This is a genomic window from Caldalkalibacillus thermarum (genome assembly GCF_014644735.1).
In the GTDB taxonomy this organism is placed as follows: domain Bacteria; phylum Bacillota; class Bacilli; order Caldalkalibacillales; family Caldalkalibacillaceae; genus Caldalkalibacillus; species Caldalkalibacillus thermarum.
Genome location: NZ_BMKZ01000025.1, coordinates 1 through 16,301 on the forward strand (window position 1 = coordinate 1; position 16,301 = coordinate 16,301).

At 47.0% G+C, this 16,301-nt stretch carries 16 protein-coding genes and 1 pseudogene; 13 read left to right on the forward strand and 4 right to left on the reverse strand.

Features of this window, described 5'->3' with window-relative positions; all coding sequences use genetic code 11:
* The first annotated feature begins 455 nt into the window (after window positions 1–455).
* The 8 genes and pseudogenes from IEW48_RS10545 to treR all read left to right on the forward strand — a co-directional run bounded on the left by IEW48_RS10545 (window position 456) and on the right by treR (window position 7,791).
* A pseudogene (locus tag IEW48_RS10545) lies at window positions 456–1,474 on the forward strand (aldehyde dehydrogenase family protein).
* A gap of 122 nt (window positions 1,475–1,596) precedes the next feature.
* Complete coding sequence (locus tag IEW48_RS10550) at window positions 1,597–2,451, forward strand: methyl-accepting chemotaxis protein (RefSeq protein WP_229704014.1); 855 nt, start codon at window positions 1,597–1,599, stop codon at window positions 2,449–2,451.
* Between the two features lie 207 nt (window positions 2,452–2,658).
* A complete protein-coding gene (locus tag IEW48_RS10555; protein WP_188623725.1) occupies window positions 2,659–2,940 on the forward strand; it encodes a hypothetical protein in 282 nt (93 codons plus the stop codon).
* A 158-nt stretch (window positions 2,941–3,098) separates the two neighbouring features.
* Entirely contained in the window at window positions 3,099–3,497 is a 399-nt protein-coding gene (locus IEW48_RS10560; protein ID WP_188623726.1) for a DMT family transporter, read from the forward strand.
* 48 nt (window positions 3,498–3,545) lie between these two features.
* Complete coding sequence (locus IEW48_RS10565) at window positions 3,546–3,782, forward strand: EamA family transporter (protein ID WP_188623727.1); 237 nt, start codon at window positions 3,546–3,548, stop codon at window positions 3,780–3,782.
* Window positions 3,783–3,961: 179 nt separating this feature from the next.
* Window positions 3,962–5,377 carry a PTS system trehalose-specific EIIBC component gene (gene treP, locus IEW48_RS10570; RefSeq protein ID WP_007503721.1) on the forward strand — a complete coding sequence of 472 codons (1,416 nt, stop codon included), beginning with the start codon at window positions 3,962–3,964 and terminating at the stop codon, window positions 5,375–5,377.
* Entirely contained in the window at window positions 5,374–7,059 is a 1,686-nt protein-coding gene (gene treC / locus IEW48_RS10575; protein ID WP_188623728.1) for an alpha,alpha-phosphotrehalase, read from the forward strand. Before treP ends, treC begins: the two co-directional genes overlap by 4 nt.
* A gap of 21 nt (window positions 7,060–7,080) precedes the next feature.
* Window positions 7,081–7,791: a trehalose operon repressor gene (treR, locus tag IEW48_RS10580; protein ID WP_188623729.1), complete on the forward strand. Its 711-nt coding sequence runs from the start codon at window positions 7,081–7,083 to the stop codon at window positions 7,789–7,791.
* A 146-nt stretch (window positions 7,792–7,937) separates the two neighbouring features.
* Here treR and IEW48_RS10585 read toward each other — a convergent pair whose 3' ends face one another.
* Both IEW48_RS10585 and IEW48_RS10590 read right to left on the reverse strand, forming a co-directional pair.
* Entirely contained in the window at window positions 7,938–8,753 is an 816-nt protein-coding gene (locus IEW48_RS10585) for an ATP-grasp domain-containing protein (RefSeq protein ID WP_188623730.1), read from the reverse strand.
* Window positions 8,754–8,823: 70 nt separating this feature from the next.
* Window positions 8,824–9,486, reverse strand: coding sequence for a TerC family protein (locus IEW48_RS10590; protein WP_188623731.1), 663 nt, complete (start codon window positions 9,484–9,486; stop codon window positions 8,824–8,826).
* Window positions 9,487–9,659: 173 nt separating this feature from the next.
* Between IEW48_RS10590 and IEW48_RS10595 the strand changes: the two genes are divergently transcribed.
* The 4 genes from IEW48_RS10595 (at window position 9,660) to IEW48_RS10610 (ending at window position 13,285) form a co-directional block, all read left to right on the forward strand.
* The gene (locus tag IEW48_RS10595) at window positions 9,660–10,169 is read left to right on the forward strand and encodes a protease complex subunit PrcB family protein (protein ID WP_188623732.1); all 510 of its coding nucleotides are present in this window, start codon (window positions 9,660–9,662) and stop codon (window positions 10,167–10,169) included.
* Window positions 10,170–10,255: 86 nt separating this feature from the next.
* Window positions 10,256–10,888 carry a histidine phosphatase family protein gene (locus tag IEW48_RS10600; RefSeq protein WP_188623733.1) on the forward strand — a complete coding sequence of 211 codons (633 nt, stop codon included), beginning with the start codon at window positions 10,256–10,258 and terminating at the stop codon, window positions 10,886–10,888.
* Between the two features lie 130 nt (window positions 10,889–11,018).
* Complete coding sequence (locus IEW48_RS10605; protein WP_188623734.1) at window positions 11,019–11,555, forward strand: RNA-guided endonuclease TnpB family protein; 537 nt, start codon at window positions 11,019–11,021, stop codon at window positions 11,553–11,555.
* Between the two features lie 191 nt (window positions 11,556–11,746).
* Entirely contained in the window at window positions 11,747–13,285 is a 1,539-nt protein-coding gene (locus tag IEW48_RS10610) for a fumarate hydratase (protein WP_188623735.1), read from the forward strand.
* Between the two features lie 180 nt (window positions 13,286–13,465).
* Here the strand turns inward: IEW48_RS10610 and tnpB are convergent, their stop codons facing one another.
* Both tnpB and IEW48_RS10620 read right to left on the reverse strand, forming a co-directional pair.
* Complete coding sequence (gene tnpB, locus IEW48_RS10615; protein WP_188623736.1) at window positions 13,466–14,563, reverse strand: IS200/IS605 family element RNA-guided endonuclease TnpB; 1,098 nt, start codon at window positions 14,561–14,563, stop codon at window positions 13,466–13,468.
* Window positions 14,564–14,846: 283 nt separating this feature from the next.
* Window positions 14,847–15,212: a GAF domain-containing protein gene (locus IEW48_RS10620; protein WP_188623737.1), complete on the reverse strand. Its 366-nt coding sequence runs from the start codon at window positions 15,210–15,212 to the stop codon at window positions 14,847–14,849.
* 165 nt (window positions 15,213–15,377) lie between these two features.
* Between IEW48_RS10620 and IEW48_RS10625 the strand changes: the two genes are divergently transcribed.
* Window positions 15,378–16,292, forward strand: a complete 915-nt coding sequence (locus IEW48_RS10625) for a DNA-3-methyladenine glycosylase family protein (RefSeq protein WP_188623738.1) — start codon at window positions 15,378–15,380, stop codon at window positions 16,290–16,292.
* Window positions 16,293–16,301 lie beyond the last annotated feature (9 nt).

Genomic DNA, 16,301 nt, shown 5'->3' on the forward strand with positions numbered 1-16,301 from the left:
CAACTTGAGCCACTGACTTCCTTTCCTCTAGGATATACTCAACAGTTTGACGTTTGTATTCCAGATCATAATGACGCTGCGTTCGCATTATAGACACCTCGATTTTAAGATCATTTCAATTATAACCGGATAGAATGCATGGAATAAAGCTAAAGATGCCTAAGGATTTCCCCTTGCTCGCCTTCCCTTTCGGTCAGGATCACCTATGGGGCTATGTCCCCCCACCTCCATAACAACTTATAGGGAGGCTCTCCTATCCAGATGTGATCTCTAAAATCTGTGTCCACTTTTTAGACTACCATCATTATTATATATATCCAGGTTTACTTCACAAAGTCACGAGGTTCACCGAGTATATACCAAAAAATTAAACACTGACCATATTATTACCGATAAAAACTATAAGGATTATTCTCAGTAACTTTTACAAATTTAACACAAGGAGGACAGGCTTCATGGCAAACTTCAGAGCACTACATAAACAGTACATTGACGGAGAGTGGAGAGACGGGAAGAGCCAAAATATCCTGAAGGACTATAACCCTTACAATGGGGAAATTATCGCTGAATTTAAAATGGCATCCAAAGAAGATGTCGATTTGGCCTATAAGCGGCTTTGAAAGCAAAGGAAAAGTGGGATCAAGTGAATCCATATCAGAAACGGGCGATATTAGAACAGGCGATTTAATATATTGAGAAACATGAAGAGGAGATTACAGAGATTATCATTGAGGAATTGGGAGGAACCCGGTTAAAAGCAGCATTTGAAATCAATTTAGTCAAGGATATGATCAAAGAAGAAATTGGTGACTCATTTGTGGAACATCCGATTCCGCGCGTGATTTCATTTACTGGATCAACCACTGTCGGAAGATATATCGGGCAGTTGGCCATGAAAAATTTTAAAAAGCCCCTATTAGAATTAGGCGGAAACAGTGCCATGATGATTCTTGAGGATGCGGATCTGGAATATGCTGTTAATGCAGCCGTATTTAGCCGATTTACTCATCAAGGGCAAGCCAACCGATTGTCTGAGATGATCGCTCAAGCCATTAAGCAAGGTGCACAAGCTGTGTTGCACGGCAAGGTGTCAGGAACCATGGTCGAACCCACTGTGTTAACAAAGATAAAACCTGATATGGATGTGTTTCAGGAAGAATTGTTTGGCCCTGTTGTCTCTGTTATCCCTTTTGCAACCGAAGAAGAGGCCGTTGCTCTGGCCAATCATTCACGATATGGGCTGAGTGGGGCAATTCATACGGGTCATGTAGAACGGGGAGTTCAATTGGCCAAAAAAATCGATACCGGTATGATTCATGTCAATGACATTATGATTAATGATGAATCTATTGTGGCTTTTGGAGGGGAAAAACAATCTGGTATTGGGAGACTAAACGGTCAATGGAGTCTGGAGGAATTCACCACATTAAAGTGGGTTTCAGTAAATTTCGGGAAACGTACTTTTCCTTATTAAATTAAATACAAACGAGCGAAAGGGGTTATAACATGGACAATACGATCAGTGAGCCTTTGAGCACAGAAGTAACGGAAGAAAGTCAAGACCAAACGTTCACGGAAACGGAAGAGACAGACAGTATCACTCCCGATAGCAAGGCGGACAATGCTGATATTTTAGAGGCTTTTATCAAGGTTGCACCTTATTTAAACCAGTTAATCAACGACGATATTACAGTCGGTATTTATAATACAGAGAAGCTTTTGTTAAACGTTCCGGGGAAAACTTTTTCGTTAAATGTCCAAAAGGGCGATCCGCTTAAAGAGGGGGATATTATCACAGAAGCAATTAAACAAAACAAAGCAATGGCGGCAGTCGTACCAAAGGAACTGTTTGGTTTCCCATTAATCGCTCGTGCCATTCCCCTGCATAATGAAAACGGTGAGGTCATTGGTGGAGTAGGGATTGGAACAAGTCTGGAAAAAGCCAATCAATTATACCAAGTTGCAGAAAATTTGTCTGCCATTGTCGAGCAAACCACGGCAACAATACAAGAAATAGCCGAATCGATTAGTCAACTGGCTGATCAAGTCAATTCAATCTCTCAAGAAGTCCAGGAAGTGAGCAATAGCGCCAGCCAAATTGAAAAAATTTCTGTCACGGTAAAGGAAATCTCGGAACAAAGTAATTTGCTTGGATTAAATGCAGCAATTGAAGCTGCCCGGGCTGGGGAAACGGGAAGAGGATTTTCAGTGGTTGCTGATGAGATTCGGAAACTGGCTAATTTTTCAAAACAGAATGTAGTCAAGATAGATCAAATCACGAAAGAGATCCACCAATTATTAGCTGGTTTGGAGAAATCTTTTGCCGGTGTTAATCAACTGACAGATAGCCAGGCAGCGGCCATCCAACAAATTTCAGCTACTATGCAAGAAGTAAGCAGTAATGCTCAAAAGTTAGCTCAAATGGCCGAAGATGTTTTAAAGGCTGACTGATTCGGTAGTAAGAATCAAAATGATAAGTTGCAAGGGCAGAAGCCTTTTTAAGGCTATCTGCTTTTTTTTGTGGAAATTGAGGATAGCAGAACAGTAAAATTCTATAGCATAACCGAAGTTCTAATACATAATTTTATGGGGACAAAAAGGTCATATGCTCGTTTCATTCTTGAACAAACGAAAGGGATTGAATTATCTGACTACCAGGTGAGAGAATCTCATCCAAATCTTCTAGTCAGTTTGTTGCCTTCTATTATTATGTTGACCTTTCAGGTGGAACTGGAAATCACCGACCCCGCCCCCAGACTTGTGCCCGCAATCGGCATTGACCGGCGTGCAAAAGAAATTCTCCAACAACTGGCGCAAGACCGTCCGCAGGATCGCCGGGCTCCACCGGAAGATCCGGTTGCTCCTATTGTGCAAAAAGGGGTTCTGAAACTGGCCGTCATTCCCAAAAATGCCTCCTTAAGAATGGTATTATTAGTCTAATTGTTTTGTTAAACGTTGACAATATATGCTTAAATGAGTGCTCGTAGTGGAATTTCCGGTCCGCTGCGAGTATTCTTTATGAAAAAGGTGTGATGATTAAAAATATCAACAGCTTGTAAAAATATGTTTCAGGACTGTACGGCAAAGAGTGGATCCCAATGGGGAATAAATGGTTCTCAGCTTTGGCTTCATTTACGGCATCCAGGATATTTGTTGTCATGCTGATCCTGATCTTGACAATCATCTGGGGTTATGCCTGGGTGTGGATGAAAATAGGACTGGATTATATGGGCCCGTTGACGTTTTCAGCCCTCCGTTTTAGCGTTGGAGCGTTAACATTGCTCCTGCTTTTATGGGGGCTGCGCCGGCTTACATTTCAAAACTTGCATTGGAAACCCTTGCTTATCCTTGGCCTGTTGCAAACAACGCTGGTTTATGCCCTGATCATGTATGGGATGCGTTTTGTTGAAGCTGGGAAGTCATCCATTATTTTGTATACGATGCCAATTTGGAGCAGCCTGCTGGCCAGTTATTTTTTAAATGAAAAACTGGGCTAGAGAAAGGTTGCGGGCCTGTCTTTAGGTATGACAGGACTCTTTCTGATCTTGGGAGTTGACTTATGGAAACAGCAAACCCCTTCAGTGATATGGGGAGAAAGTCTGATACTGCTCGCCTCCTTGTGCTGGGCAGTGGCTACCATTTATTATCAACTTAAATTCTCTGGTCAAGACCGGATACAAGTGAATGCCTATCAAATGATGTTTGGGGCAGCAGGCATGACAGCCTTATCCACAATCCAGGCACAGGATACATTTGGCCCAAGTGCGGAAAGAAAACTTTAGTTTAAGCACATTCGCTAATATGGGGTTTGGTAACTTTTTATATTGACGAATATGTATATACAAGTTACACTTTTGAAGTGTTGTGGTACTTGTATATACAAGACCAATTACATGTGTAACAAGAATTGGAAGCGCTTTTTCAAAAATATCTGTTGGATATAGGAAACGGAGGAAGAATGATGGCAGTAAACAGACAATCGGTAGAACAGATTGTTGAGGCGATTGGGGGTAAAGACAATATTGTGGCGGCCAGCCACTGTGTCACCCGCTTGCGTTTTGCTTTAAAAGATGAAAGTAAAGTGGACAAAGAGAAACTGGAAAGCATTGACTTGGTCAAAGGATCATTTTCTGCCAACGGCCAGTTTCAGGTCGTCATCGGTCAAGGAGTGGTCGATAAAGTTTATCATGAATTAACCGAGATCACGGGCATCGGCCGCGCGACCAAACAGGACGTTAAAGATGCAGCGGAGAAAAAGCTCAATCCTTTACAACGGGCCATTAAAACCTTGGCCGACATTTTTATTCCCATCTTGCCTGCCATTGTCACGGCTGGCTTGTTAATGGGTATTCACAATCTTTTGGCTGGTCCGGGCATTTTCTATGAGGATCAAGCTTTGATTGACGTTCACACCCAGTGGGCTGATTTAGCCGACATCATTAACCTGATTGCCAATACGGCCTTCGTTTTCCTGCCGGCCTTGATTGGCTGGTCTGCGGTTAAAAAATTTGGCGGAAGCCCGCTGTTGGGGGTTGTGCTTGGCCTCATGCTGGTGCACCCGGCCTTGTTAAATGCATGGGCTTATGCTGAAGCGGTACAAGAGGGGACGGTCCCGACCTGGAATTTATTCGGATTAGAGGTGTCCAAAATCGGTTATCAGGGGCAAGTCCTTCCTGTGCTTTTTGCCGCTTATGTTCTGGCCAAAGTGGAGCAGTTTTTAGACAGGAGAGTACCCGATGCGTTTAAACTGCTGGTGGTGGCCCCCGTTACTTTGTTGTTAACAGGCTTCTTGGCCTTTACCTTGATTGGTCCAGTCACTTTTGCAGCTGGCAATGCCATTACCTCTGCTTTTGTGACGCTGTTCGAGCATTTTGCTCTCTTGGGCGGATTGATTTATGGTGGTTTGTATGCTGTGCTTGTGGTGACAGGGATGCATCATACTTTCTTAGCAGTCGATTTACAGCTGATTGGCACCATTGGCGGAACATTCTTATGGCCCATCCTGGCGCTGTCCAATATTTCTCAAGGCTCGGCGGCTTTGGCGATGATGTTTGCCAGCCGGGATAAAAAAATAAAAGGATTGTCGTTGACGTCTTCAGTTTCGGCTTATCTGGGTATTACGGAGCCGGCCATGTTTGGTGTGAATTTGAGATTTAAGTATCCCTTCATTTGTGCCTTGATCGGGTCCGCTACGGCCGCAGCGTTTATTACCCTTAATCAAGTGAGAGCGGCATCCATCGGTGTCGGCGGGCTGCCGGGATTCCTCTCCATCTTCCCGCAGCAGTGGGGTGCGTTTTTCATCGGCATGGCGATTGCCTTAATTGTTCCATTTGCCCTAACGTTGGGCTATGCCAAACTGAGAGGTGGCCAAGTATGAGAGAACCCTGGTGGAAAAGAGCAGTCGTCTACCAAATTTATCCCAAAAGTTTTAAGGACACCACAGGAAACGGTGAAGGGGATTTGCAAGGCATCATCCACAAGCTTGACTATCTTAAAACATTGGGGGTTGACGTCATTTGGTTAACCCCGATCTATCAATCCCCACAGCGGGATAACGGTTATGATATCAGTGATTACTATCAAATTGACGAGCGTTATGGCACGATGGCCGATTTTGAGCAGCTCTTGGATGAAGCCCACCGGCGCAACATCAAAGTGATCATGGATATGGTCGTCAACCATACCTCCACCGAACATGAGTGGTTTAAAGCCAGCCGCCAATCCAGAACCAACCCCTACCGGGACTTTTACATTTGGAAAGACCCGAAAGACGGACGGGAACCGAACAATTGGCAATCTAAATTTGGCGGTCCGGCTTGGGAATATGATCCTCAGACCGGGCAGTACTATTTGCATCTGTTTGATGTGACCCAGGCTGATCTGAACTGGGAAAATGAAGAGATGCGCCGCCGCATATATGAGATGATGCATTTTTGGTTAAAAAAGGGGGTTGACGGCTTCAGGCTGGACGTGATCAACCTGATTTCCAAAGACCAGCGCTTCCCCAATGATGACGGAACCGTGCCCCCTGGAGACGGACGCCGTTTCTATACGGATGGCCCCCGGGTACATGAATTTTTACAGGAGATGAACCGGGAAGTTTTTTCAAAATACGACATCATGACCGTGGGGGAGATGTCTTCCACAACCATTGCCCATTGTCTCAAATACACCAACCCTGAGCGGAAGGAATTGAATATGACCTTTAACTTCCATCATTTGAAAGTGGATTATCCCGGCGGAGAAAAATGGGCGGTTGCTGACTTTGATTTTCTGGCTTTAAAACGCATTTTGTCCGAATGGCAGGTCAAAATGCATGAAGGCAACGGCTGGAATGCCTTGTTCTGGTGTAACCATGATCAACCTCGCGTGGTCTCCCGCTACGGGGATGACGGAAAGTATCACCGGGAGTCGGCCAAAATGCTGGCCACCACCATCCATATGATGCAGGGCACCCCTTATATTTACCAGGGGGAAGAGATTGGCATGACGGATCCCAAGTTTGAGGACATCAGCGATTACCGTGACGTTGAGACATTGAACATCTACCGCATGAAAAAGGCAGAGGGGCTCAGCGAACAGGCAATTATGGACATGATTAAAAAGAAATCCAGGGACAACTCCCGTACACCAATGCAGTGGGATAACAGCCGGCACGCCGGGTTTACCGACGGAACGCCCTGGATTAACGTGGCGCCCAATTACAAGCAGATTAATGTGCAGCAGGCACTAGCCGATCCAGACTCGATTTTTTACCACTACCAAAAGTTAATCAAGTTGCGCAAAGAGCTGGACATCATCACCTACGGGGATTACCGCTTAATATTGGCAGATCATCCGCAGATTTTTGCCTATCTGCGCACCTATAACCATGAAATGTTGCTGGTAATTAACAACTTCTACCCGCAAGAGACGCTGTTTGAACTGCCTGGCGATGCAAACGTGGACGGGGCAGACAGCCGCATCCTGATCTCCAATTATCCGGACACACCGGCCGATTTCAGACAAATCAGGCTGCGTCCTTACGAATCGGTTGTGTATCATCTCAGAAGGAATTAAAATGGAGATTGGGTGTGGCCGATGGAGAACAAATACTTGCGCATTTATGCCGATTTATCCAGAAAAATAGAATCGGGGGAGCTCAAGCCCCAGACCAAACTCCCTTCAGAACATGAGCTGTGTGAGCTGTATCAAACGTCGCGGGAAACGGTCCGCAAGGCCTTAAACCTGTTGGCCCAGCAAGGATATATCCAAAAAATACAGGGCAAAGGCTCCATTGTCCTGGATATTCCCCGGATTAACTTTCCGGTGTCAGGTTTGGTCAGCTTTAAAGAGTTGGCTGAAAAGATGGGCAGAGAGGCCGAAACCATTTGCCACCAGTTGGCCCTGATTCAACCGGACGCGTGGCTGAAGGAACATCTGCCGGTCTCCTCCAAGGACAAAGTGTGGAAAATTATCCGCAGCCGCAAGATTGATGGGGAAGCAATGATTCTGGACCGGGATTTTATTGCCGCCCAGCATGTCCCCCGCTTAACCAAAGAGATCTGTGAACGGTCCCTGTATGAATATCTGGAACAGGATCTGGGCTTGAAAATCAGCTTCGCCAAGAAAGTGATCTCCATCGAAGAAGCCACTGCAGAAGACAGGCGTTACCTTGATCTGCAAGGCTATGATTTCATTGTGCTGGTCAAAAACTATGTTTATCTGGACGATGCCACCTTGTTCCAATATACCGAGTCCCGCCACCGCCCGGATAAATTTCAATTTGTTGACTTTGCCAGACGGCATTAATCCACAACAGAGGCCCCCGAGCAGGGAATGGCCTCAAGCGCAAGGACAAATGAAAGCCCGAACCATTGAAAAGATGGCCATGAATGACGCCATTGCCATTGCTTGTGTGCAAAGGCGGGACTGGTTTTCACGCTGTGTAAAAGAGTTTATGACGCTCGGGGAGCGGGAGTGTCCGGTTTAATGGGCGGAGAATCTGGGGAGCGGTGTGTGACGAGGTACTCCCAAATTTTTTTCTCCACCAGCTGCTGAGTGTCCCTGAAGCCCATGTTGCCAAATAACACGTTAAACTCCAGGAAATACAGCTTGTCCCCCGCAACCGCTACATCGAAGCCGGCATGGTTAATGCCCAGTTGTTTGGCCACTTTTTCCACCAGGCGAATGGCATCCGGCGGGACATGCTTAAAGGAGATGGTTCCTCCTTGGGCCACGTTATTCAGGTAATGCCCTTCCCGGCCTACCCGCCAGTAAGCACCGATCACTTCATCACCCACAAACGTGATGCGCAGATCCCTGTCAATGGGCAGGTATTCCTGGACATATAAGATGTCGTTGTGCCGGGCATAGTCCCGGAATTGAGCTTCAGATTCAATGAGGAAGACCCCCCGGCCCATGGAGTTGCGCACTTCCTTGGCGATAAAGGGGAAGGGGAACTCTTCCAGAATTTGCTCAATATGAGCTTCCGTATTGGCCAGGATTTGCGTATAGGGCACATGCTCGGGACAAACGGTCCATAAGGCCCTGGTCATCTCAATTTTGTTATGCCCCAGATGATAGGACTGGATGCTGGGGAAAATACGCTTTTTCAGGCCGTAAACCAGGCTATTGACTTGCCAATATTCAGGAAATAAGACCCAATCCGCTTCCACAATGGCTTGTTTCTCTTTGAAAAGGTGTTCCGGCTTAATATAGGACACATTGGGCAGGCCAATGGTACGCAACGGTTGAAAGGTGACCAGCTTCATCGTGCTCCACTCCGCTCTCCAAGTCACGAAGTCGATTCTACTTTCTATCATATGCGGAAACCATGTTTCGTCAATAGCACGTTTTACCATTTTTAGAGATATGTCCTATTCCGATGACCAACACTGCTAAGGACACCGGGAGGCCCCAGTGAGGAAATGGCCACACACTTTCGAGCCAGGGGGATACTTTTTGATCTTCCAACACCATTTCTCCAGCCGTGAAGCCCAAGATGGCGGCACCTAAATACAAAAAAACAGGATAGCGGTCCAACAGTCCCAACACCAGATGACTTCCCCAAATAATAATGGGAATGCTAAGGATTAAACCCAATATAATTAAGAGCAGGTCACCCTTGGCCACTGCGGCGATGGCCACCACATTATCCAGGCTCATGATAAAATCAGCCATCATGATGGTCATCACGACGGTTAGCAGCACATTTGATGCTTGGATGTCTTTTTCTTGCTCTTGATCAGCCAACAATTTGATGGCCACCCACAACAATAGGAGCGCTCCGCTAGCCATTAAAAAGGGAATATTTAACAATTGAATGGCCACTACGGTTAGAATGACGCGTAAAGCGATGGCGCCGAATGCTCCCCAAAAGATGGCCAGCCGCCGCTTGGTTTCGGGCAAATTGCGGCTGGCCATGGCAATGACAATGGCATTGTCTCCACTTAAAATCATATTAATGAAAACAATTTTAATAAAGGCCAGTAACCACCACTCCATGTTTGTCCCTCCTTTTGGAACATATATATGTCCAAAGGGAGGCAGATAGTCTTTTTGCCAGGCAATTTTTATAGAAAATAGATATAATGGAAAAAGAAAAAATTTTCCAGGTGCAACATTCTCAATATAATCCCTGTCTATTAAGTAAACAAGTGATAAACAGGTGATGGTAAATGAGCAGATTAAAAGGAATGAAAACTTGGGGCTTGACGGCACTGGCTCTTCTCATTCTAGGGGGCTGGATGTTGGCGGTAAGCGGCTTTTTCGCTACTGAAACGTCACGCTCTGGATCTGGTGAGCCCCAACCAGACAGTCTGGAGGCCATAGAAGTGGAGTATGAAACGGTGCTTAATCAGGATATACAAGCGGCTACCCAAGTGCAACTGCCGGCAGACATCCAATCCTGGCTGGAGCAAAACGGAAAAACAGAGTATCAGGGCCTTAAACAGGCTGACGGGGGTACCTATATCTTGATCGCCCGTGGTGAAAGCGTAAATTCCGGCTATGGCATCGAACCCGTACGCGTGCAGGCCCAGGGTCACAAGCTCATCGTTGAAGCGGTGTATACAGATCCGAAGCCCGGTGATATGTATTTGACCGTGATCACTTATCCCGTCCTGTTGTTAAAAGTGGATGGCAAGTATGAAGAAGCCGAATTTCACGTATCTGAGCCATCAGCTTAGTGTTTCAGGGCGCTGGTTTGCACACCAGCGTCCTTGTCTTGTGTCGGGATATGTTAGAATAAAAGAAAAAAGAGAGGAGAGACAGTGTGCATTTACGTTTGATCCGGCATGGGGAAACTGTAGCCAACAGGGAAGGGCGGATGCAGGGCCAGTCTGACTTTCCTCTTTCCCCAGAGGGAAAAAAACAAGCTCAGCTGTTGGCCAAATGGCTGTCAGCTGACCAGATTGACGCGATTTATTCCAGTGATTTAAGCCGGGCCTACGAGACCGCTCTGGCCATTGCCCGTTATCATGATCTATCTGTTCAAACCAGGGAGGACCTGCGGGAAATTAAGCTGGGCCGGTTTGAAAAGCTGACCCCCGCTGAGATAAAACAAAAATATCCCGCTTATTACCAAGCTGATTTATTGTCTTGTGGCCTGGATGATGTGGAACAGGCGGAGCAGGTTTATCAACGGGCCCTACGTGTGGTTGAAGATCTGTTAGCGCGTCACTTTGGGGAACGGGTCGTGGTCGTCTCACATGGGACGTTCATCGGCTGCCTGCTCATGGCCCTGTTAAACATTAAGTGGCCAGGAAAACGGATTTTTGCGGTTGGCAATACAAGTATGACGACCATAGATTTCCGTTCCAGCCGGCAGTTCATGATTTTGGGGGTTAATGAACAGCCCCACCTGCAGCTGGAAGCAGGGCAAATCCAAAAGCTGGGAGCGGGCTAAGCCCTTTTTATCATAAATTTCCGAGAAGACCCCCACTTCTAAACGAAGTGTAAGTGGGGGATGAATCGGGACAAACATATGTTTTCCTTCTGAAACAGAAATGGTATATTAAAACCAGGAGGGAAAATCTATGCAGAAAGCGTATCGTTTTCGCCTGTATCCCAATCAAAAACAACAAACTCTGATCCATAAAACATTTGGGTGTTGTCGCTATGTGTTCAATCACTTCTTGGCCAAACGAAAGGAAGTGTATGAGGCTGAAAGGAAAACGTTAGGGTACAACGCTNATTGTCGCAAGGATTTTTTGCACAAGCTGTCCACGAGGCTGATTCACGAAAACCAAGTGATCTGCCTTGAAGACCTGCAGGTCAAAAACATGCAGAAAAACCGGCATTTGGCCAAAAGTATCGCTGACGCGTCGTGGTCCATGTTTCGCACCATGCTGGAATACAAGGCCAAATGGTACAGACGAACCATTGTGGTGGTGGACAAAACATTCCCTTCCAGCCAGTTGTGTTCCACTCCCGGCTGCGGCTATCGCTATCGGGAAGTTAAAAACCTCGGCTTGCGGGAATGGACGTGTCCATCGTGTGGTACACTCCATGACCGGAACATCAATGCCGCAAGGAATATTTTGCAAGAAGGATTGCGATTGTTGGCCGTCTAGCCAACTGAACCGTGGGACACACGGGGATAGCCCGGTCAACTTCCCATCATGAGATGGGATTACCCGAGAAGCCCCCACCTCTAAGCGTTAGCGTAGGTGGTGGGAGTATGTCACAATAAAAACAGAGATCATTCTGAACAGTTGCAAATCATAGGCATGGGAGCGTCTATCCATAGAAAGGAGTTTTGGCGATGAAACACTTTAAGGAAAGCATGTACAAGTTGATTGTAGAAACATCGACCAATTTGCCGCCTGATGTGCGAGCGGCTATTGCTAAAGCGAAAGCACGGGAAAATGCGGGTACGCGTGCTGCCTTGTCTTTATCCACTATTAGTGAAAACATTGCCATGGCTGAAGAAAACGTGTCTCCTATCTGCCAGGACACTGGCTTGCCCACTTTCCTGATCAAAACTCCGGTGGGAGCCAACCAGCTGGAGATGACCAAAGCGATCCGTGAGGCGATTGCCCAGGCTACTAAAGATGGCAAACTGCGGCCAAATTCAGTGGATTCTTTAACCGGAGAGAACAGCGGGGACAACCTGGGAGAAGGCACTCCGATCATTAAGTATGAACAGTGGGAAAAAGATGAAATTGATGTCCGCCTGATTTTAAAAGGCGGCGGCTGTGAAAACAAAAACATCCAATACAGCTTGCCTACCGAACTGGAAGGGCTAGGCCGGGCGGGCCGTGATCTGGACGGCATCCGCAAATGTATTTTACACAGTGTCTATCAAGCCCAGGGACAGGGTTGCAGTGCCGGGTTTATCGGGGTTGGCATTGGAGGAGACAGGGCCACCGGTTATGAACTGGCCAAAAAACAACTGTTCCGGGAAGTGGACGATGTCAATCCTAACCCGGTTCTGGCCAAGCTGGAAGAGTATATTATGGAAAATGCCAACAAGCTAGGTATTGGCACCATGGGCTTTGGTGGTGAAACGACGTTACTCGGCTGTAAAATCGGGGCCATGAACCGCATTCCGGCCAGCTTCTTCGTATCTGTCGCCTACAACTGCTGGGCTTTCCGCCGTTTGGGTGTAGTCGTAGATCCTGCAACTGGAGAGATTAAACGCTGGCTGTATAAAGATGAGCGGCCGATTGAGATGGAAGTCAAGCAAATCGTTGAAGAGGCCAAAACGGAGGGCGCCCGGGAAGTGGTCTTGACACCGCCGATCACAGAAGAACAGATTCGCCAGCTGAAGGTGGGCGATGTGGTCATCATCAACGGTTCCATGTATACTGGCCGTGATGCGATTCACAAGTATTTGATGGACCATGACGCTCCGGTTGATCTGAATGGTCAAGTGATCTATCACTGTGGACCGGTTATGCTGAAGGATGACAAGGGCAAGTGGCAAGTGAAAGCGGCCGGACCAACAACCAGTATCCGGGAAGAGCCTTACCAGGCATACATTATCAAGAAATTTGGCATCCGTGCCGTAATAGGTAAAGGCGGGATGGGTGCCAAAACACTGGCCGGCCTGAAAGAGCACGGGGCCGTTTATCTCAATGCCATCGGAGGAGCTGCTCAGTACTATGCCAAGTGTATCAAAGAGGTCAAAGGCGTTTATTTCCTGAAAGAGTTTGGCATTCCCGAAGCCATGTGGCATCTTGAGGTTGAGAACTTTGCCGCTATTGTCACCATGGACGCCCATGGCAACAGCTTGCATGAAGATGTGGAAAAATCCTCGCTGGAGCGCCTGGCACAGTTTAAAGAGCCGGTATTTAAATAAGCATCATCCAAATCGAAAAATTGATTTATTGCATCAAGTTGAGCACTATGACGAATCATTCATCAGTATTGAACACTCCCACCACCTACGCTTCGCTTAGAGGTGGGGGATTCTTGGGAACAACAGCCTACCAGCCGTTTATTGACCAAGCGATCCCCGTGTGTCCCACGGTTCAGTTGACTAGGAAGACAACAAGCGTAAGCCTTCCTGCAAAATATTTTTTGCGGCATTGATGTCCCTGTCATGATGTGTACCACACGATGGACACGTCCATTCCCGCAAGCCGAGGTTTTTTACTTCTTTATGGCGATAGCTACAAGCAGAACATATCTGGCTGGAAGGGAAGGTCTTGTCCACCCGTATCACGGTTCGTCCGTACCACTTGGCCTTGTATGCCAGCATGGTGCAAAACGTTGACCACGACACATCAGCGATGCTTTTGGCTAAACGATGGTTCTTCTGCATGTTCTGCACAGATAAGTCCTCAAGGCAGATCACTTGGTTTTCGTGGATCAACCTTGTGGACAGTTTGTGCAGAAAATCCTTGCGACAATTGACCACCTTTTCATGCAGACGGGCCACCTTAAGACGGGCCTTGTGCCAGTTGGAACCGCCCTTCTTCCGGCGGGAGAGTTTCCGTTGCCAGCGAATCAGCTTTTGCTCATACCTTCGCAAATACTTGGGATTGGGAATGACTTCCCCTGTGGAAAGAGTTGCAAAATCTTTGACACCGAGATCAACGCCTACCTTGCTGTCACAGACAGGCAACGGTTGAATCTCTGTTTCCACCAGCACCGACACAAAGTATTTGCCCGATGGATTTTTCCGAATGGTGGCGGAAAGGATACGCCCTTCCACTTCACGGGACTTGGCAAATTTCACCCAACCCAGTTTAGGCAAACGAATCCGGTTGCCTGCAATGGCAATGGAGCCGTTGTTGTTTTTAGAGGTATAGGATTGTACCGGGTTTTTACGGCTTTTAAACTGGGGGTAGCCTTTTTTCTCCCGGAAGAACCGTTTGAATGCATCATCCAAGTGTCGCAACGCTGTTTGCAAGGCTGTGGCATCCGGTTCCTTCAGCCATTCAAGCTCCTTTTTGAGTTGTGTGAGCATGGATGAACAAGCGTTGTACCCTAACGTTTTCCTTTCAGCCTCATACACTTCCTTTCGTTTGGCCAAGAAGTGATTAAAAACAAAACGGCAACAGCCAAACGTCTTATGGATCAGGGTCTGTTGTTTTTGGTTAGGATACAGGCGAAAGCGATAGGCTTTCTGCATGGCTTCCCCCTCCTAACCTTAATCTTATCACTTCCAGTTCATATAGGGAATATATGTTTGTGCCCGATTCATCCCCCACTTACACTTCGTTTAGAAGTGGGGGTCTTCTTGGATAATTTATGATAAAAGGGTGGAAGGCTGATAACAGCCACTCCACCCTTGATTTTTTCGCCTCTTCTTTATTAACGGTTTAGCTTGGATCTCCAGTGTTTGACTTTGCAGAAGTCTCTCCCATTTTTAGCAAGAACATGTTAAAAAGAACATGGTAACAAGCGTAAGGAATTTAGTGCAGGCTCAACCGTTGGCTAAGCTCATCAGCCAATATCTTAAGGGTGGAGACGTCCGTTACATCAAAGCACAGGGGTTCCCGGCTCTTCACCACAATTTTTCCTAATTCCTGTTGTTGAGCCGGGTCTTCAATGGGGATGCGTAGTTCGGCATTCGCTTCCCATTCCAGTTGATTGGCTTGATCCGATGCCGCTACCAATTCTGTGGCGTTGCCTTGATTTAAATATATACCGACCCAATCAATATAAGGGACTTTCTCTTGCAGGGTTCGGGCAACTTCTGTAAAGGTTTGATTAAGATCCCTGTTTCGGATCACTTTAGCTATGGCGCCAAGGGACGCTACATCAGTCTCAACCGACATAAACTTCCCTCCAGTTATTGATCCGAGCTGTGTACTCAGTATAAAATCATTGTATCAGAAGTGCTGCTTGTCAATCACTAGTAGTTAAAGGTAACGGAGGGACAAACACACAACGATCTGCTTGTTCGAGCGTCCATTGTCATTAACGGAATGAGGAGGCATAACATGGAGTTTGTAGTCCGGCCGCGGCCTCCCTATGATTTTACCCGGGTCATTCAGCGCTGTATGAGGGAGCCGTTTTATCATGTGAATGAGGAAGGAGAAGAGCTGTCATTTGCCGTGCGTATCAAACGCAGGCCTGGGGAAGAGGACTGGCAACCTGTCGTGTGCATCCTGGCCAATGAGGGCACTGTGGATACCCCCCGGATACGGGTGACAGTGAAAGGAAGTCCATTGACCGAAGCAGATCAAAAGTGGCTGCAACGCCACCTTAACCAGCGCTTTCAGTGGCAAACTGATGTGTTGGAAAGGTTTTATGACGCTGTTCAGTCGTACGAACCACTGCGCCGCTTAACCTGTCAATTGAGAGGTTTTCCTCTGGTACAAGATGAGGGGATTTACGAGGGGCTGGTGCAAACCATCATTCAACAGCAGCTTAACTTTTCTTTTTCCCGGCAACTTGCCAAGAATTTGGCTCGTTTTTATGGACAATCGATCGCTTGTGATGGCCGGGAGTACCTGCTTTTGCCCACACCCTCAGAGCTGGCCCGTCTGAGTGTGGATGAGCTCAGGCAACTTAAATTTAGCGCACGCAAGGCAGAATACATCATTAATGTAGGGCGCAAGGTCGCTTCCGGTGAATTAAAACTGGAAGAACTGGCACAATTGGATAATGAAGGCTTTATTGAGCGGATAACCAGAGAAAAAGGCATTGGGTTGTGGACCGCCGAATGTGTGTTATTATTTTGCTTGGCCCGTCCAAACCTGTTTCCAGCAGCAGACATCGGTTTGCGCAATGCCTTGCAAAAGCTTGAGCAGCTTGAGAAGCGGCCTACGCCTGAGGAATGCCGTGAGTGGGTTAAACCTTATGCGGACTGGGCCAGCTATATCACCATCTATTTATGGGGTTCACTTGGTTAGGAGAATGAA